The following is a 17,649-nucleotide window of genomic DNA, read 5'->3' as shown; positions in this document are numbered from 1 at the left end:
GGGCACGCGGCATGGCGTTAAGGATGGTGCGGAATTCGTTATCCCAACGATGAAGTAACGCCAGACGCTTCTTTATGTTGCGTGTCCTCGCCTTGCTGCGGGCACGCGGCATGGCGTTAAGGATGGTGCGGAATTCGTTATCCCAACGATGAAGTGACGCCAGACGCTTCTTCATGTTGCGCGTCTTGGCTCCGCATTGGGGCGTGACGTCAAATACCTCCCGCCAAGTGAGAAACCCCGCCCCACGATGCCCCGCCATGAGGCGGGTTTTCTTTTTCAATGCGCTGACAGGGAGGGAACTGAGTTTCCATCTCTCCGTTAAAAACAAGCATGAAGATTTCCATGCGGTCGTTTGAAGGTCTGTGCGATTCATCTATGTTGCAGGCTTAGTCATCAGCCCGAGTTTTGCAGGAGTGCCACATGAGCGGAAAAATAAACCACCGTATCGTCCTTGCATCGCGTCCCGATGGACGGCCCACGGCAGAGAATTTTCGGCTTGATGAGGCCGCAATCCAGCAGCCGGGCGAGGGCGAAGTTCTGCTGAAAATCCGCTATCTCTCGCTCGATCCTTATATGCGCGGGCGAATGAGTGCGGCCAAATCCTATGCGGCACCCGTTGATATCGGTGCTGTCATGGAAGGGGGAACAGTCGGTGAAGTGGTGGAAAGCAAAAGCGCGGGCTTTCTTCCCGGCGATTTTGTTCTCTCGCATTCCGGCTGGCAGAGTTATGCGGTTGCCGATGCTTCCACGTTGCGCAAGCTCGATCCCCAGCAGGTGCCTGTCACGACGGCGCTCGGTGTCATGGGAATGCCGGGCTTCACCGCTTATTCCGGCTTGCTGACAATCGGCCAGCCCAAAGAGGGCGAAACAGTTGTGGTAGCCGCCGCGACTGGCCCGGTTGGTTCTGCGGTTGGACAGATTGCCAAGCTTAAAGGCGCGCGGGCGGTCGGTATTGCGGGCGGGGCGGACAAGTGCAAAGCGCTGATCGACGAGTTTGGGTTTGATGTGGCCCTCGATCATCGCTCGGATAATTTTGCGCAGGAACTGGCTTTAGCTTGCCCAAAGGGCATCGATGTGTACTTCGAGAATGTCGGTGGCAAGGTGTTGGACGCCGTTCTGCCGCTGCTCAACCAGTTTGCGAGAGTGCCTGTCTGTGGGCTGATCGCGCAATATAATCAGAGTGGTGCTTTTGACGGGCCGGATCGGTTGCCGTTGCTTATGCGCGATATTCTGACCAAAAGCCTGACTATTCGCGGATTCATTCAACGTGATTTTGCCGATCAGCGCCCGGCCTTTTATCATGAAATGGCAAAATGGATTGCTGACGGCCATGTGCGTTATCGCGAGGATATCGTTGAGGGGCTTGAGAATGCTCCCAAGGCTTTCATTTCGATGCTGGAAGGTGGCAATTTCGGTAAGCTCATCGTGAAACTAGGCTGATCAGACAATATTCTGCTTGCAGAACTGCAATCCGGGCGTGATGCTGTGTCCTGTCCCGGTTCGGGTCTCCGGGAAACGAGTCTTTTCTTGAGGGCAGGCAGATTATGGGTGAGCGCCATCAGGCGGGCATAGGCGAGGGCGGCAGTCCGGGGCGCGAGCGCCAGGACGAGGCTCAACGCATTCTTGAACGACTGGAGCGGGAGCAGACCGGCCCCGAGGGTATTGTGCGTCGTGGGCTTTCCCGTACTGCAAGCCATCTTGCTGCCAATGATGCACCGGAGAACGATCCTATCGAACTCTGGGCCACCCGCATCGGACGCGGACTTGGACTCATCATCACGCTGGCGATTATCGTCTGGCTCATTTCTTATCTCATGCAAAGCCAGGTTTAACATGACGCTTTCTGCGCCTTCGGACGCGACAACCGTTATTGTCATCTCGAGCCATGTCGTTCGCGGTTCTGTCGGAAACCGTGCCGCCGTTTTCGCTCTGGAAACGCTCGGGTTTCCCGTTTGGGCTGTGCCGACGGTGGTATTGCCATGGCATCCGGGCCATGGTCCTGCAGGGCGTATTGTGCCGCCCGCGCAGGAATTTGCAACACTGATGCAGGATCTTGAGCGCGCGCCATGGCTTGGCGAAGTGGGCGCTATCCTCACCGGCTATCTGGGTAACCCCGAACAGGCGAAAGCCGTGGCGGGACTGGTTAAAAAGGTGAAGGAGCGCAATCCCAATGCGCTTTACCTTTGCGATCCGGTGATTGGCGATCAGAAAGGTCTTTACGTGCCGGAGGCCACAGCGATCGGTATCCGCGATCACCTGATGCCGCTTGCCGATATTGCAACGCCCAATCGTTTTGAGCTGTCATGGCTGACGGGTGTCGAGCTTGAGGACAACAAGGCATTGATGGAAGCAGCCCTTGATACCGGGCCAGCGACCATGCTGGTGACATCTGCATTTCCATTGATGGCGGGTAGCATCGGCAATATTCTGCTCACACCAACCCTTGCGCTGATGGCGGAACATCGTTGTGTCGATGGGCCGACCAATGGCCTTGGCGATCTGACATCGGCGGTGTTTCTGGCGCGCAGGCTTGCTGGCTTTTCAGAAGAAAAGGCGCTGCAAAGAACAACGGCGGCAGTGTTCGAGATCATGGCCCGTTCAGCGAAACGGGGTGCCGATGAGCTGATGCTTGAAGCGGACGCCTCAAGCCTCGCAACGCCGATGGCTATGGTACAAACCCGACGATTGGTGCATCCAACCAAGGGATTGCGTGCATAAGAGTTGGATTATAGCATTTCCAGCAAAAGTGGGAACCGGTTTTGCGTCGGATAATGCGTAAAAACAAATAGTTACAGCGGTTCCAACGATTCAGTCTTAACTGGAACCGCTGTAAGTGGCAACGGGTCGCAAGTTGCGGCCTCACGTTTTTGATTGCTCTGCGTTTTCGATAGGGATAATGGAAAGTCATGGCTGATATTCCAGATACACTCCTCGCCGGTTACCAAACCTTTATGAGCGAGCATTTCGCGTCTGAAACGGCACGTTATAAGGAACTCGCTGAAAAAGGTCAGGCACCAGAAACCCTGGTTATTGCCTGCTGCGATTCCCGCGCCGCTCCGGAAACAATTTTCAACACGGCACCGGGCGAAATCTTCGTATTGCGCAATGTTGCCAATCTTATTCCACCTTATGAACCGGATGGTGAGTTCCATGCGGCTTCTGCGGCACTCGAATTTGCAGTGCAGAGCCTCAAGGTGAAGAATATTGTAGTCATGGGCCATGGCCGGTGCGGTGGTATTAAAGCAGCGCTTGATACGCAAAGCGCGCCGCTTTCACCAAGCGACTTTATCGGTAAGTGGATGAGCCTGATTGCGCCAGCGGCAGAAACCGTCAGCGGCAACCAGTTGATGACGCCGACCGAACGTCAGACCGCGCTGGAGCGTATTTCGATCCGCTATTCGATCAACAATCTGCGCACATTCCCATGTGTCGATATTCTTGAGAAGAAGGGCAAGCTCACCCTCTATGGCGCATGGTTCGATATCTCGACCGGCGAGCTTTGGGTGATGGATCAGCAGACAGGTGACTTCAAAAGACCTGAAGGTTCGGTCATAGAAGCACCGGAAACAGCAGCATAAGACGAAAAAAGCCCCGAAATTCGGGGCTTTTCTCTGTTCATTTTATGGCGAAACAATGTTCTCGCTTCGCCATAAGTATGATTATTCGTCGATTGCCTTGCCCATGACGGCAATAGCGCGCTGGTAGACCTGCGCAGCATTCCAGCCCTGGATTGCGCCATAATTGGCTTCACCCGGCTGATAGCCAGCACCACGACGCCAGCCGTGGCCGACCAGGAAGTTGGCGGTCGAATATAGTGCGTCAGCCTTCGAGCGGGCCATGTCGATATGACCGCTGCCATCACCATCCACGCCATATTTCAGGACGTTGACTGGCAGGAACTGGGTCTGGCCGATTTCGCCGTGCATTGCGCCGACTGCGTTTGGATCAAGATCTTCGCGGTCAATGAGCTTCAGCGCTGCGTAAAGCTGTTCGGTGAAGTAATCGCTGCGGCGGCAGTCATAGGCAAGCGTTGCAACTGCGGAAAGCGTATGCTGCTTGCCCAGATATGCGCCGAAGCCGGTTTCCATGCCCCAGATCGCGATCAGCGGGCCAGCAGGAACGCCATAACGCTTTTCGATATTGGCGAAGAGCGCTGCATTCTGCTTCTTGATCGATTTGCCGCGCTGGATGATCGTGTTTGCGCCGCGCTTCTGCATGAACTGCTCGAAGGAGAGCTTGAAGCTCTTCTGATTGCGGTCAGCATTGATGGTGGCCTGAGCGTATTTGGTTTTACCCAGCGCATCGAGCGCACGCTTGCCGACGCCGCGGCCCGGTGCTTCCTTCAATGTCTGCTGGAGCCAGGCACTATAGCCGACGGCATTGTTGCCGCACTGGGCTGCCTCGGCAACACCTGCACCCGTCATCATACCCACTGCAAGAACTGCTGCTGCGGTCCAAGACCGGCCCTTGGCAATCAATGCCATTCGTTTCTCCTTTGGAGTTGATTCTACTTCGGCGCGAATTTGCCATTCTTTACGCCAAATGTCATGTCGGAACAGGACACCAAGTCCCACCATTTCGTTTGTTTTATCGCTAGAATAAGGGAGGTTGACAAGTTTAAGGCTTGAGAACGGCAATTTTCGCTCTGGTTGACAAAGTGCTTTATACCGATGGACTATAGCCTAGCTGGTAAAAACTATTTACCACTATGATTGCAGTTTGATCTTTAAGGCCACGACATTGACGAGGGAGGACGCCACATGTCGAATGGATTTCTTGCTTTATTTGCATTTTTGCCGATTTTCGTAGCCGGTGTAATGCTGGTTGGATTTCGTATTCAAGCCCGGATCGCCATGCCGGTCACTTACTTGATTACAGTCGTTATTGCGATGGCTCTATGGGGCATGAGTGGCAACCGTGTCATCGCTTCTACCATCCAGGGGTTGATCCAGACCGCCGGATTGCTCTGGATTATCTTTGGTGCAATCCTGCTGCTCAATACATTAAAACATTCGGGTGGCATTTCTGCGATCCGTTCCGGTTTCGCACAAATCAGTCCTGATCGACGCATTCAGGTGTTTCTGATTGCCTGGCTTTTCGGTTCATTCATCGAAGGGGCATCTGGCTTTGGGACGCCTGCTGCTGTTGTCGCCCCGTTAATGGTTGCCGTTGGCTTTCCAGCACTTGCTGCAGTCACATTCGGTCTTATTATTCAATCGACCCCGGTTTCTTTCGGCGCAGTTGGAACGCCACTGATTGTTGGCGTTCAATCGGGTCTTAATCGCGAGGCATTGACGGATCAGCTCCAAAGCGCTGGTTCGAACTGGGAACACTTCTTTCACATCATAACTTCGGAAGCGGCCATCCTGCATGCAGTTTGTGGGACTTTCATGCCGCTTTTCCTCGTTGTCATCATGACACGCTTCTTCGGTCGAAATCGTTCTTGGACTGAAGGGCTCGCCATCTTGCCTTTCGCCATTTTTGCAGCGTTCGCATTCACTATTCCTTATGTTCTCAGCGCTGTGTTTCTGGGTGCTGAATTTCCGTCAATGATCGGGGGACTTGTGGGGCTGGCTCTCGCAACGCTTGCAGCACGGGCCGGATTTCTAATGCCAAAGCAAACCTGGGATTTTGCGCCAGCGTCAGCGTGGCCTGAAGGCTGGATGGGCAGCGTCGAGATGAAGCTCGATGAGCTGACATCTCGAAAGATATCGCTGGGACTTGCCTGGACGCCATATATACTTCTTGCGCTGTTTCTCGTTGTAAGTCGCACATTCCCTGCTGTTGGAAATGCTTTGAAGTCGGTGACTTTCGCCGCAACCAACATCATGGGAGAGACAGGTATAAGTGGTGACTTTGCGCCCTTGTTTCTGCCCGGTGGATTGCTCGTTATTGTCTGTCTGATCACCTTCTTCATTCACCGCATGTCTGTCACGCAACTATCAAAGGCGTTCGGTGAAAGTACGAAGACCTTGCTCGGAGCAGGTTTTGTTCTGCTTTTCACGGTTCCGATGGTTCGTGTGATGATCAATTCCGGCGTCAATTCAAAGGAGTTGGTCAGTATGCCGCTGATGGTGGCAGATTGGGTAGCGGTCGAGGTAGGCAGCATCTATCCGTTGTTCGCCCCGTCCGTCGGTGCTCTCGGCGCGTTCCTTGCGGGCTCCAATACCGTTTCGAATCTCATGCTCAGCCAATTCCAATATGGTGTTGCAGAAGGGTTGGGACTTTCCGGAGCTTTGATGGTTGCGGGACAGTCAGTGGGTGCCGCAGCAGGTAATATGATCGCTATTCATAATGTTGTGGCCGCTTCTGCAACTGTGGGATTGTTGGGTCGCGAAGGCTTGACGATGCGCATGACGATCATTCCGACTATCTATTATGTGACACTGGCAGGTACGTTGTTGCTGATCGGATTCTATATGATGGGCATCGGTGATCCGCTTGTTGGTTCACAAGCAGAATAAAGCCTGTATAAGCGGCCCCGCACCTATCGTGTCGGGGCCGTTTTCTGGCTTTTGCTTGACATTGCAGGCTCAAGCCCCTAAAGCCACACCCAATCTATCCGCGATCTTCAGAACGCGAGCCACCGACCGGGACCCATTAGGTATAAAGAGATCCCGGAGGTCCACATCCGACAGCGCGATGCGCCCTCGGGTGCTGTATCGCTTTGGTTGCTTCTTGAACTGGTCTGATCAAAGAACGATGTATCCCTGACGAAGCCTTACGCCTCCTCTCGGATTAAAAGGAAACTCGATGTTTGAATCACTTCAGGAGCGTCTTGGCTCCATTCTGAACGGCCTTACCGGACGCGGCGCTCTTTCTGAAAGCGACGTGACGGCTGCGCTGCGCGAAGTGCGTCGTGCGCTTATTGAAGCCGACGTCTCGCTGGAAGTGGTTCGCTCGTTTACCGATCGCGTTCGTGAGAAGGCAGTCGGCGCAGAAATTCTGAAAAGCATCAAGCCCGGCCAGATGGTCGTTAAGATCGTCCATGACGAACTTATCGAAATGCTCGGCACTGAAGGCGTTTCGATTGACCTGAACGCACCGGCACCTGTCGTCATTATGATGGTGGGTCTGCAGGGCTCAGGTAAGACGACGACAACCGGCAAGATCTCCAAGCGTCTGACCGAACGTCAGCGCAAGAAGGTGCTGATGGCGTCGCTCGATACACGTCGTCCGGCAGCACAGGAACAGCTTCGTCAGCTTGGCATCCAGACCTCTGTCGATACATTGCCGATCATCGCTGGCCAGTCGCCGGTTGAAATCGCCAAGCGCGCCGTCCAGGCTGCAAAGCTTGGCGGTCATGATGTGGTGATCCTCGATACTGCTGGTCGCACGCATATCGACGAGCCGCTGATGGTGGAAATGGCGGATATCCGCAAGGCCGCCAATCCGCATGAAATCCTGCTTGTGGCAGACAGCCTCACCGGTCAGGACGCCGTTAATCTCGCGCGCAATTTTGATGAACGCGTGGGTATTACCGGTATCGTCCTCACCCGTATGGATGGCGATGGCCGTGGCGGTGCAGCGCTTTCGATGCGCGCCATCACCGGCAAGCCGATCAAGCTGATCGCCACCGGCGAAAAAATGGATGCGCTTGAGGAGTTCTATCCAAAGCGCATTGCCGACCGAATTCTGGGCATGGGCGACATTGTTTCGCTCGTCGAAAAGGCTGCCGAAAACATCGATGCGGAAAAAGCCGCTGCGATGGCCAAAAAGATGCAGTCAGGCAAGTTCGATCTCAACGATCTTGCTGACCAGCTGGGCCAGATGAAAAAGCTCGGTGGTATGGGCAGCATCATGGGCATGATGCCCGGCATGGGCGGAATGAAGGACAAGGCTGCAGCAGTCGGTCTTGACGATAAGGTATTTGATCGTCAGCTCGCCATCATAGGCTCGATGACCAAGGCTGAGCGGGCCAATCCCGACCTTCTCAAGCACAGCCGCAAGCAGCGCATTGCCAAGGGTTCCGGCACCAATGCTGCCGACATCAACAAGCTTCTCAAGATGCACCGCCAGATGGCCGACATGATGAAAGTCATGGGCAAGGGCAAGGGCGGAATGATGAAGCAGATGATGGGCGGCCTTGCCAACAAGATGGGCCTTGGTGGTCTTGGCGGTATGGGCGGTATGCCTGATCTATCCAAAATGGACCCAAAGCAGCTTGAAGCGCTTGCCAAACAGGCAGAAGCAGCTGGTCTCACCAAGGGTGGTGGTCTGCCGGGTCTTCCCGGTGGTGGCCTTCCAGGTTTAGGTGGACCTAAGCTTCCAGGTCTTGGCGGCGGTCTTCCCGGTTTGCCGAAGAAGAAGTGAGTAAGATGGCTGACGAACAGAACACTGTACCTGCTGAACTTCTCGCACTGCGTGCGTCCATCGATAACATCGATGCAGCACTGATCCACATGCTTGCGGAGCGTTTTCGCTGCACCAAGGCTGTGGGTGTCCTGAAAGCTGAGCGCGGCCTTGCTGCTGCTGACCCAGTCCGTGAGAAGCGTCAGGTCGAGCGCCTTCGTGGCCTCGCAGTTGACGCCCATCTTGATCCAGATTTTGCCGAAAAATTCCTGAACTTCATCGTGAAGGAAGTCATTCGGCACCATGAGCATGCCGCTGCCAATCACAGCGGAAACTGAACACCGTAAAAGCGGTTCAACCAATTGCCCGTCAGGGCAGAACTATTGTCTAAAGGAAAGAAAAAATGGCTCTTAAGATCCGTCTCGCCCGCGCTGGCTCCAAGAAGCGTCCTTACTACCACGTTGTTGTTGCTGACGCTCGCAGCCCACGCGACGGCCGTTTCATCGAAACCGTTGGTGCATGGAACCCAATGCTTGCTAAAGACGCTGAACGCGTAAAGCTCGACGCTGACCGCATCCAGCATTGGATTGCACAGGGCGCACAGCCAACCGATCGCGTTCTTCGCTTCCTCGATCAGGCCGGTCTTGCAAAGCGTGAAGAACGCAGCAACCTGACCAAGGGTCTGCCAGGTAAGAAGGCTCAGGAGCGTCTCGCTCTTGCCAAGCAGGCTGAAGAAGATGCAGCTGCAAAGGCTGCAGCTGAAGCAGAAGCCGCTGCTGCCGCAGCAGCTGCTCCAGCTGAAGAAGCTGCAAGCGAATAATCTTTCGCACATTGCGAATGAAAAGGCAGCGGAGCAATCCGCTGCCTTTTTTATGTTCTGATTAAAGGTCTGCCTGATTTTACTTCAGATCCATTTCCCAGGTCTGTCCGATCAGATCAACGCCGAACGAATGGTGCGGTGCTTCGTCGACAAACTGGAATCCAGCCCGCTCATAGAGACGCCGGGCTGTGGTCAAAACGCTATTCGTCCATAAGGTGAGTTGATCGTCACCGACTGCGCGGGCGCGTTCAATACAAGCATTTACCAGCTTCGCCCCGACACCTGTTCCGCGTGCTTCCTGCTCGACATATAGCAAACGCAGTTTGCCAAGTTTTGGCCGGTCTCCACGCACCAGAAAGACCGAGCCAATGATGCGACCATCGAGTTCAGCCACCCAGGCTCCATCATGTGTTGGGTCAAAGGATTCAATGTAGTCGGCAAGAATACGGGCGACGAGTGCTTCATATTCGTGGTTCCAGCCATATTCTTTGCTGTAAAGCAAAGCTTGCCTATGGATGATCCAGCCGAGGTCGCCAGCCTGCAAGTCGCGCAACTTCACTTCCGGGCGGTGATCCTCATCGAATATGCGCATGATGGTGCCTGCGGCAGCCACCAGATTGGTGCGCTGGTCCGGATGCAGTTCGTCGAGTAGCCCACCGACAGCCTTGCAGGTGTTGCTTTCGAGTGCCGAATAGGCTTTTCGCCCTGCGTCGGTCAGTTCAATCGGACGGCTACGGCCACCATCAGGGTGCTGCGATGTTTCCAGCAAGCCACGTTCAGCAAATCGTTTCAGCGTTCTGCTGAGCTGACCACGATCAAGCCCGAGAACGCGCATGACGTCTGCGGCAGTCGGCATGGCCCGATGTGCGATCTCGTAGAGAATGCGCGCTTCAGTGAGCGTGAACGGGCTCTTGTCGAGATGAGCGTTGAGTAGGCCTAAGCGACGCGTATAGACGCGGTTGAAAGCGCGCAGCTTGCTAATATCGTCCTGATTTTGATTGAGTGTCATACCCGCATCTGCCTTTGCACGTCGCCTGTTATGTTGACTCTATCAATATACTGAATGTTGATAGAGTCAACATGATAGAAGAGCGTCAGTTTGTTTCGTCCAGGACGATGCTCGGATCATCTTGGCAAACGGGCTGGACGATGCGAGAAATTGCTTTATCTTATTGATTTGACGGCTCGCATTTTCGTGAACACGCATATGCGGGCAACCATGATTGTCTCTGGCGCTGCGAAGGCGCCTTTTTCAGGAGAACACTATGTCGGCTGTGACCGCTATCCGTTCTTTCTCATTCCCAGCATCGGTTCGCCGTATTTTCATTGCTCTGGGTCTTGTGATGCTTGTGCCGCTGCTTTCGGCTTGCGGTTTCAACACCATTCCCACCAATGAGGAAAAAGCCAAGGCTGCGTGGAGCGAAGTGCAGAACCAGTATCAGCGCCGTGCCGATCTCGTTCCCAACCTGGTTGAGACTGTGAAGGGTTATGCTGCCCACGAAAAAGAAACTCTGCAGGCTGTCATCGACGCGCGTGCCAAGGCAACGCAGGTGCAGATCACGCCGGAGACACTCAATAATCCAGAGCTCTTCAAGCAGTTTCAGGACAATCAGGCCAACCTCACCAGTGCGCTTTCGCGCTTGATGGTGGTGGTGGAGCGTTATCCGGACCTCAAGGCCAACCAGAACTTCCTCGCACTGCAGTCGCAGCTTGAAGGCACGGAAAACCGCATTGCCGTAGCACGCCGCGATTATATCGAAGCGGTCCGCGTCTATAATACGGCGATCCGCACCATGCCGACGATGATCTGGACATGGATCTGGTATCGTGATGCCGTGCCAATGCAGACATTCACTGCAGATGCTGCAAGCCAGTCGGCGCCTCAGGTCAACTTCAACAACTGATCGGGCGTTCCGTGGCAGCTTTGCTTCCCTTTCGTGAGGCGGTCGTTCGTGGCCTGAATGGGCCACGACTGCTTGCGGCTTTTCTGTTTTTTCTGTTTGCGAGTTTTGTTGCGGTTGGTGCGAATGCGCAGGATGCAGCACAGCCGGCACAGGTGCTGACGGGACGTGTCGTTGATGCGGCGGGGATCATTGATCCGGCTGAGCGGCAGCAACTCACCCAGAAACTCGCGGATTTTGAAGCAAAGTCATCCGATCAGGTGGTCGTGGTGACTGTTCCAAGCCTCAATGGCGAGGACATTGAAAGCTATTCCAATCGCTTGTTCCGTGCCTGGGCGCTTGGTCAGAAGCAGGAAAACAACGGTATTCTGCTGGTTGTGGCACCCAATGATCGCAAGGTGCGTATCGAGGTCGGTTACGGGCTTGAAGGCACGATGACGGATGCGCTTTCGAGCGTCATCATCAATGGCACGATTATTCCGGAATTCCGCACCGGCAATTATTCAAACGGTATCGTGCAGGGTGTCGATGGCATTCTGTCTGTGCTGTCCGGCGATGCTGCCGAACTTGAAGCGCGTGCCAAGCGGAATGTTCAGACGAGTTCCGGTTCCGATGACATCGATTGGGTTTTCGTCGTTTTCATTACCTTCTGGGCCCTGATCTTCTTCGGCGGTTTCGGCATGGCAATCCTGACACCGATTTTTGGCCAAAAGATCGGTCCGGGAAAATATCGCTGGCTTGGCATGGTGATGGATTTTAATTCCCGTGGCGGTTCCGGCGGCGGCGGTGGCTTTTCCGGCGGTGGTGGCGGATGGTCATCGGGCAGCAGCGGTGGCGGCGGGTTTTCCGGCGGCGGTGGTTCGTCGGGTGGCGGCGGCGCTTCGGGTAGCTGGTAAGGGAGAATTCTGTGCGAGGCAAAAACCTTATCAGCGATCAGGATCACAAGCGCATTGCCGAGGCGATCCGTGCTGCTGAAACGAATACGAGCGGTGAAATCTACGCGGTTCTGGCACGCACCAGTGATGACTATTTCTTTGCGGCGGGTTTTGTTGCGACCTGCGGCATCCTTATCGCATCGGTGATTGCAGCGTTTCTTGCGCATTGGTACTGGTTTGATATTCGCCTGCCGATGTTCGGTTTGGCCGTGCTGGCCTCGTTCATCACAGCGATGCTGGTGCTGCGGTTTTTGCCGTCAATCCGTCTTCTGCTGGTGCCGCGCCGTATTCGCTACAAGCGCGCGCATCTCAATGCGCTACAGCAGTTTCTGGCGCGCAATGTCCACATCACCGAACATCGCACCGGTATTCTGCTGTTTGTTTCCATGGCTGAACATTATGCGGAGGTGATTGCCGATGCAGGCATTCATGCGCGGGTCGAGCAGGAAGAATGGAACGGCATTGTTGCCACACTGACGCATCATGCTTCGCGTGCGGAAGTGGCCGAAGGTTTCGTGCTGGCGATTGGTCAGGCGGGGGCTTTGCTGGAAAATCATTTCCCCGCGGGCGAGCACAATATCAATGAACTGGACGACCATCTGATCGAGCTTTGATCGGTTGAATTGCGCGGCAGATTCGACGCTCATTTGTGGCGAAATTTAGCTTTTGTGACGCTTACGTAAAGCTCGCATGACTATTTCCGGAAAGCCAAACGGCATATTCTAAAATTTTTGAAAAGCTTTCCGAAGTTTTGTTCCAATTTAAATGGATTAGATGCGAATTTTCTGACTTTCACGGAAATATTTGGTTGTTTTCAACGATTTGTCATCGAAACGCATGGGCAATCTGCTAGTTTGGCGCGCATTGCCATCATGACAGGAGTATCCGACGTGACTGCAAAGCAGGATCGGTCGAGCAAAGTTAAGGGTTCTAAGGCAGCCAAGGAGGAGAAGAAGGGAGGACAGTCGAAGGCGCTCATCGCCTTTTCGCAGCTTCTCTTCGAATGGGCACCGCCCGAAGATCTTGCGGCTTACGATGCTGCAGCGCTCGATAAATCTGCCCAGTACGGCTATGAAGCGCTTGAATCTTATCGCAAGGGCAAGAGCATCATCAGCGTCGATAACAGCATCGAACGCCATGGCCGCCCCGTCAGCGTAATTACCATCGTCAACGACAACATGCCGTTCCTGCTCGACTCGATCATGGGTGAGCTGAACGATCATGTCAGCCAGATTTTCATGGTTGTTCACCCGGTTCTCGATATCGAGCGGGAAAAGGACGGCCTTACAATTCTGGGCGAAGCTTCGCAGCTCGCACCCGCCAAGGGCGTTGAGCGCGTCAGCCTTGTGCAGATCCATCTGCCAGCCCTCGACAAGCAGGCCAAAGCTGATCTGACCGCCGCCATCAAGCGCGTGCTCGGACAGGTTCGCGCTGCTGTCAGCGACTGGAAACCGATGCTGAAGCGTCTTGATGACGCCATCGCCGATTACAAGCGCGTTCAGGAACTGACGCTTGATCCAGCCATGCCGGAGGCAATCGCTTTCCTTGAATGGCTGCGTGATGATCGCTTCATTTTCCTCGGAATGCGCGAGCTAACCTTCAAGGGCAAGGGCGAAAAGCGTGAGCTGGTTCCGGTCAAGGAAACACTCGGCATCCTCAATGACAGCGAAGTCCGCGTTCTGCGCAAGGACGACGATGACACGGTTACGCCGCGCGAGGTTACAGAATTCCTCGATAGCAGCGAACCGCTGATCGTCACCAAGGCCAATTCGCTTTCACTGGTGCATCGCCGGTCTTACCTCGACTATGTTGGCGTGAAGATTTTTGGGCCAAATGGCGACGCGATTGGCGAGCTGCGTCTCGTTGGTCTGTTCACATCCGTTGCCTATATCAGCTCGGTTGCCGGTATTCCGTTCATCCGTTCCAAGGCTGATACGGTTATCAAGCACCTTGGCTTCAACCGCGAAGACCATTCCGGCAAGGCGCTTGTGAATGTGCTGGAAGAATATCCGCGTGATGAACTTTTCCAGATCGATGCGGAAAGCCTCACAGCCAATGCCGAACTGATCCTGGCTCTTGGCGAGCGCCCACGCGTTCGTGCAATCCCGCGTCTTGACCGCTTTGGCCGTTTTGCCACCGTGCTGGTCTATATCCCGCGTGACCGTTACGACTCTGTCGTGCGTGAGAAGATTGGTCGCTACCTCGTTGAAATTTATAGCGGCGACAGCTTCGAATTCCATCCAGTCTTCCTGCAGAATGGTCTGACGCGCGTTCAGTTCGTCATCCGTCGTCATGAACGTTCCACGCCGCATGTGGATCGCGATGCGCTGGAAGAAGAAGTGCGTTCGATCGTTCGCACATGGGAAGACGCCGTGCGTGAAAGCTCGGACAGCGCAGATGCAAAGACCATTGCTCTGGCTTCGAGCTTCCCGCAATCCTATCGCGAAATCTTCACCGCTCCGGAAGCGCTGGTCGATGCAGAACGCATTGCTGGCCTGAGTGCAGAAGCCCCGCTTTTCGTGGACTTCTATCGTTATCGCACCGATGGTCCGGATGCGGTTTCGCTCAAGCTCTACCATCATGGCGCGCCGGTTGTGCTGTCACAGCGCGTGCCGCTTCTTGAAAACATGGGCTTCCGCGTTGTTAGCGAGCAGACCATCGATCTGCCGCAAGCAGGCAACGATGGTGCTGCAGTTTACGTGCATGACATGCAGCTCGTGAACGCCTATGGCGCGCCTGTTGATCTGTCCGATGATGGCGAGATGCTGGAAGATGTGTTCCGCAATGTCTGGGACGCTCTCGCTGACAATGACGGTTATAACGCTCTGGTGCAGACCGCACGTCTGAGCGCACGCCAGATCATGATCCTGCGTTCTTATGGCCGCTATCTGCAGCAGGCAGGTATTGCCTATTCGCAAGGTTTCATTGCCGCAGCACTCAACCGCTATCCGGAAATCGCCAGTGATCTTTATTCGCTGTTTGATCTGCGCTTCAACCCATCGGCCAAGCGTCGCGACGCTGCTGAAAAGAAGCTGGTCGACGGTATCGAAACGGCACTTCTCGGCGTTCCAAGCATCGATGATGACCAGATTCTGCGTCGTTTCCGCAACCTGATCGAAGCAACGTTGCGTACCAATGCCTATCAGCCGGATGCTGAAGGCAAGCCACGCGTGACATTCGCGTTCAAGCTTAATCCACGGCTTGTCGAAGGTCTGCCTGATCCGCGTCCGTATCGCGAAATTTTCGTTTATGGCCCCGAAGTGGAAGGCGTACACCTACGCTTTGGCGCTGTAGCGCGTGGCGGTCTGCGCTGGTCGGACCGCGCACAGGATTATCGCACAGAAGTCCTGGGTCTCGTAAAAGCACAGCAGGTCAAGAATGCGGTGATTGTGCCGGTTGGTGCCAAGGGCGGCTTCTATCCGAAGCGTCTGCCGGTTGGCGGCGATCGCAATGCCGTGTTTGAAGCCGGTCGTGATGCCTATAAGGTCTTCATTTCCACGCTTCTGTCGGTCACTGATAATATTCATGACAATGATGTTGTGCCGCCTGCGGAAGTGGTTCGTCACGACAATGACGATCCTTATTTCGTTGTTGCTGCCGATAAAGGCACAGCAACCTTCTCCGATACGGCAAATGCGATCAGCCAGGCACATGACTTCTGGCTCGATGATGCTTTCGCATCGGGTGGTTCTGCCGGTTACGATCACAAAGGTATGGCAATCACTGCGCGCGGTGCATGGGAAGCCGTGAAGCGGCATTTCCGTGAGTTCGACAAGGATATCCAGACCGAGCCGTTTACGGTTGCAGGTGTGGGCGATATGTCGGGCGACGTGTTCGGTAACGGTATGCTCCTGTCGGAGCAGATCAAGCTGGTTGCAGCCTTCGACCACCGCGATATCTTCATTGATCCAAGCCCTGTTCCAGCCGACGGTTTTGCAGAACGCAAACGTCTGTTCGAACTGCCGCGTTCGAGCTGGCAGGATTACGATCGTTCGAAGATCTCGTCGGGCGGTGGCGTTTATAGCCGCAGTCAGAAGACGATCACGCTGTCGGCAGAAGCGGCAAAGGCCATTGGCCTTGGCAAAACCACTGCTTCGCCGCAGGAAATCATGACGGCGATCCTGAAGGCGGAAGTTGATCTTCTGTGGTTCGGCGGTATCGGTACCTATATCCGAGCTGGTGCTGAAACGGATGCGCAGGTTGGTGATCGTGCCAATGATGCAATCCGTATCACGGGCTCGGAAGTTCGGGCGAAGGTTGTCGGCGAGGGTGCAAATCTCGGTGTCACGCAGCGCGGACGCATCGAATATGCACTGACTGGTGGCCGCAGCAATACCGATGCCATCGACAACTCTGCAGGCGTCAATTGCTCTGACGTTGAGGTCAACATCAAGATTGCACTGGCTGCTGCCATGCGTTCGGGCAAGCTCAAGCGTCCTGCACGCGATAAGCTGCTGGTGAGTATGACCGACGATGTGTCGGAATTGGTGCTGCGCAACAATTATCTGCAACCGCTCGCACTTTCATTAAGCGAACGTCAGGGCCTCACGGAGCTGCCTTATCAGGCTCGCTTCATGGCCGAGCTTGAAGCGCGCAAGCTGCTGGATCGCAAGGTCGAGTATCTGCCATCGGACGCAGTGCTTAATGATCGTCAGAAATCAGGACAGCCGCTGACGCGTCCGGAACTCGCGGTTCTGCTCGCTTATGCCAAGCTGTCACTGTCGGACGATCTGGTGGCAAGCAGGCTTCCAGACGAGCCGTATTTCGAGCAGCTGTTGTTTGGTTACTTCCCGAAGCGTATGGTGAAAACCTATGCTGACGAAATTTCCAATCACCGCCTGAAGCGCGAAATCGTCGCTACTTTGCTGGCTAACGATATTATTAATCGTGGCGGCATCACCTTCATCAGCCGTTTGGCCGATACGACAGGCAAGTCGCCTGCCGATATCGTCCGCGCTTATGTGGCGGTGCGCGATGGCTTTGAGATCAATGCGATCTATGACGCTATCGATGCGCTCGATAACAAGGTGGCGGGTGATGTGCAGAACCAGTTCTATCATCTGGTTGGCGAGATGCTGCTTGCGACGACCGCCTGGGTTCTGCGCAACGACACCACGCGTGCAAACCTGACGGAACTGGTGAACACCATCACCACGGCGCGCTCGGCTCTTGAGCCACGCTTCGATAGTCTGATGCCGGACTACTTGATTGATGCCGTGCAGGCCGACAAGGCGACCTTTGTTGAAAAGGGTGCGCCTGAGAAGCTTGCTCAGCGTCTGGCCAATCTGCAGCTTGCAGGCATCATGCCGGATATCGCATTGATCGCACATCTGGCTTCTGCCGATCTTGTTGCAACCGCCAAGGCTTATTTCGGTGTATCGGAAGCCTTCCGCATTGGTCGTATCGAAGAAGCAGCACGCACCATTCCAGTCACCGACTATTATGACGGTCTGGCACTATCGCGTGCGAGCGATACGATCACGCAGGCAGCGCGTGGCATCACGATTGCAGCACTGAAAAAGCACGGCAAGGACAAGGATCCGGCGGCGGCATGGTTTGCGGAAGATGCGGCGCGTATCGACCAGATCAGAAACCGTATGGTTGCTCTGACCGAAGGCGGCGATCTCACCGTGTCGCGTCTGGCAGTTGCCGCAGGGCTGATGTCCGATTTAACCCAATGAGGGTTCGACAACTCTGATTA

General features: G+C 54.8%; 14 protein-coding genes. 12 read left to right on the top strand and 2 right to left on the bottom strand.

Translation table 11 applies throughout. The features are described from left to right. The first annotated feature begins 420 nt into the window (after nucleotides 1-420). The 4 genes from KMS41_09705 to KMS41_09690 all read left to right on the top strand — a co-directional run bounded on the left by KMS41_09705 (nucleotide 421) and on the right by KMS41_09690 (nucleotide 3,578). Nucleotides 421-1,440: an NADP-dependent oxidoreductase gene (locus KMS41_09705; protein ID QWK77356.1), complete on the top strand. Its 1,020-nt coding sequence runs from the start codon at nucleotides 421-423 to the stop codon at nucleotides 1,438-1,440. 104 nt (nucleotides 1,441-1,544) lie between these two features. Further along, on the top strand, nucleotides 1,545-1,832 hold the full coding sequence (locus tag KMS41_09700; GenBank protein QWK77355.1) for a hypothetical protein: 288 nt from the start codon (nucleotides 1,545-1,547) through the stop codon (nucleotides 1,830-1,832). A gap of 1 nt (nucleotide 1,833) precedes the next feature. Next, complete coding sequence (pdxY, locus tag KMS41_09695; protein QWK77354.1) at nucleotides 1,834-2,718, top strand: pyridoxal kinase PdxY; 885 nt, start codon at nucleotides 1,834-1,836, stop codon at nucleotides 2,716-2,718. Nucleotides 2,719-2,906: 188 nt separating this feature from the next. Next, a complete protein-coding gene (locus tag KMS41_09690; protein QWK77353.1) occupies nucleotides 2,907-3,578 on the top strand; it encodes a carbonic anhydrase in 672 nt (223 codons plus the stop codon). Between the two features lie 81 nt (nucleotides 3,579-3,659). On the opposite strand, the gene KMS41_09685 is transcribed toward KMS41_09690, so the two are convergent. Further along, nucleotides 3,660-4,484, bottom strand: a complete 825-nt coding sequence (locus KMS41_09685; GenBank protein QWK77352.1) for a lytic murein transglycosylase — start codon at nucleotides 4,482-4,484, stop codon at nucleotides 3,660-3,662. Between the two features lie 276 nt (nucleotides 4,485-4,760). Between KMS41_09685 and KMS41_09680 the strand changes: the two genes are divergently transcribed. The 4 genes from KMS41_09680 (at nucleotide 4,761) to rpsP (ending at nucleotide 9,112) form a co-directional block, all read left to right on the top strand. After that, nucleotides 4,761-6,464, top strand: coding sequence for an L-lactate permease (locus KMS41_09680; protein QWK77351.1), 1,704 nt, complete (start codon nucleotides 4,761-4,763; stop codon nucleotides 6,462-6,464). A 289-nt stretch (nucleotides 6,465-6,753) separates the two neighbouring features. Continuing rightward, a complete protein-coding gene (gene ffh / locus KMS41_09675; protein ID QWK77350.1) occupies nucleotides 6,754-8,313 on the top strand; it encodes a signal recognition particle protein in 1,560 nt (519 codons plus the stop codon). A 5-nt stretch (nucleotides 8,314-8,318) separates the two neighbouring features. Beyond that, a complete protein-coding gene (locus KMS41_09670) occupies nucleotides 8,319-8,630 on the top strand; it encodes a chorismate mutase (GenBank protein ID QWK77349.1) in 312 nt (103 codons plus the stop codon). Between the two features lie 65 nt (nucleotides 8,631-8,695). Continuing rightward, nucleotides 8,696-9,112, top strand: coding sequence for a 30S ribosomal protein S16 (gene rpsP / locus KMS41_09665; protein ID QWK77348.1), 417 nt, complete (start codon nucleotides 8,696-8,698; stop codon nucleotides 9,110-9,112). A gap of 79 nt (nucleotides 9,113-9,191) precedes the next feature. Here rpsP and KMS41_09660 read toward each other — a convergent pair whose 3' ends face one another. Then, a complete protein-coding gene (locus KMS41_09660; GenBank protein QWK77347.1) occupies nucleotides 9,192-10,121 on the bottom strand; it encodes a helix-turn-helix domain-containing GNAT family N-acetyltransferase in 930 nt (309 codons plus the stop codon). 256 nt (nucleotides 10,122-10,377) lie between these two features. On the opposite strand from KMS41_09660, the gene KMS41_09655 reads away from it, so the two are divergent. The 4 genes from KMS41_09655 to KMS41_09640 all read left to right on the top strand — a co-directional run bounded on the left by KMS41_09655 (nucleotide 10,378) and on the right by KMS41_09640 (nucleotide 17,629). After that, entirely contained in the window at nucleotides 10,378-11,016 is a 639-nt protein-coding gene (locus KMS41_09655; GenBank protein QWK77346.1) for a LemA family protein, read from the top strand. 83 nt (nucleotides 11,017-11,099) lie between these two features. Beyond that, a complete protein-coding gene (locus KMS41_09650) occupies nucleotides 11,100-11,909 on the top strand; it encodes a YgcG family protein (GenBank protein QWK78838.1) in 810 nt (269 codons plus the stop codon). Nucleotides 11,910-11,920: 11 nt separating this feature from the next. Beyond that, nucleotides 11,921-12,562, top strand: a complete 642-nt coding sequence (locus tag KMS41_09645) for a TPM domain-containing protein (protein QWK77345.1) — start codon at nucleotides 11,921-11,923, stop codon at nucleotides 12,560-12,562. A gap of 276 nt (nucleotides 12,563-12,838) precedes the next feature. Beyond that, the gene (locus KMS41_09640; GenBank protein QWK77344.1) at nucleotides 12,839-17,629 is read left to right on the top strand and encodes an NAD-glutamate dehydrogenase; all 4,791 of its coding nucleotides are present in this window, start codon (nucleotides 12,839-12,841) and stop codon (nucleotides 17,627-17,629) included. The last annotated feature ends 20 nt before the right edge of the window (nucleotides 17,630-17,649 follow it).

The organism is Ochrobactrum sp. BTU1, assembly GCA_018798825.1.
Lineage (GTDB): Bacteria > Pseudomonadota > Alphaproteobacteria > Rhizobiales > Rhizobiaceae > Brucella.
The sequence above is the reverse complement of the archived record's forward strand: the minus strand, read 5'-3'. Positions and strand labels throughout refer to the sequence as shown.

What these genes read in the sequence shown, in the direction of transcription:
- KMS41_09685 (QWK77352.1), bottom strand. Translation starts at nt 4,484, where the DNA reads ATGGCATTGATTGCCAAGGGCCGGTCTTGGACCGCAGCAGCAGTTCTT.
- KMS41_09700 (QWK77355.1), top strand. Translation starts at nt 1,545, where the DNA reads ATGGGTGAGCGCCATCAGGCGGGCATAGGCGAGGGCGGCAGTCCGGGG.
- KMS41_09655 (QWK77346.1), top strand. Translation starts at nt 10,378, where the DNA reads ATGTCGGCTGTGACCGCTATCCGTTCTTTCTCATTCCCAGCATCGGTT.
- KMS41_09705 (QWK77356.1), top strand. Translation starts at nt 421, where the DNA reads ATGAGCGGAAAAATAAACCACCGTATCGTCCTTGCATCGCGTCCCGAT.
- KMS41_09680 (QWK77351.1), top strand. Translation starts at nt 4,761, where the DNA reads ATGTCGAATGGATTTCTTGCTTTATTTGCATTTTTGCCGATTTTCGTA.
- rpsP (QWK77348.1), top strand. Translation starts at nt 8,696, where the DNA reads ATGGCTCTTAAGATCCGTCTCGCCCGCGCTGGCTCCAAGAAGCGTCCT.
- KMS41_09670 (QWK77349.1), top strand. Translation starts at nt 8,319, where the DNA reads ATGGCTGACGAACAGAACACTGTACCTGCTGAACTTCTCGCACTGCGT.
- pdxY (QWK77354.1), top strand. Translation starts at nt 1,834, where the DNA reads ATGACGCTTTCTGCGCCTTCGGACGCGACAACCGTTATTGTCATCTCG.
- KMS41_09660 (QWK77347.1), bottom strand. Translation starts at nt 10,121, where the DNA reads ATGACACTCAATCAAAATCAGGACGATATTAGCAAGCTGCGCGCTTTC.
- ffh (QWK77350.1), top strand. Translation starts at nt 6,754, where the DNA reads ATGTTTGAATCACTTCAGGAGCGTCTTGGCTCCATTCTGAACGGCCTT.
- KMS41_09690 (QWK77353.1), top strand. Translation starts at nt 2,907, where the DNA reads ATGGCTGATATTCCAGATACACTCCTCGCCGGTTACCAAACCTTTATG.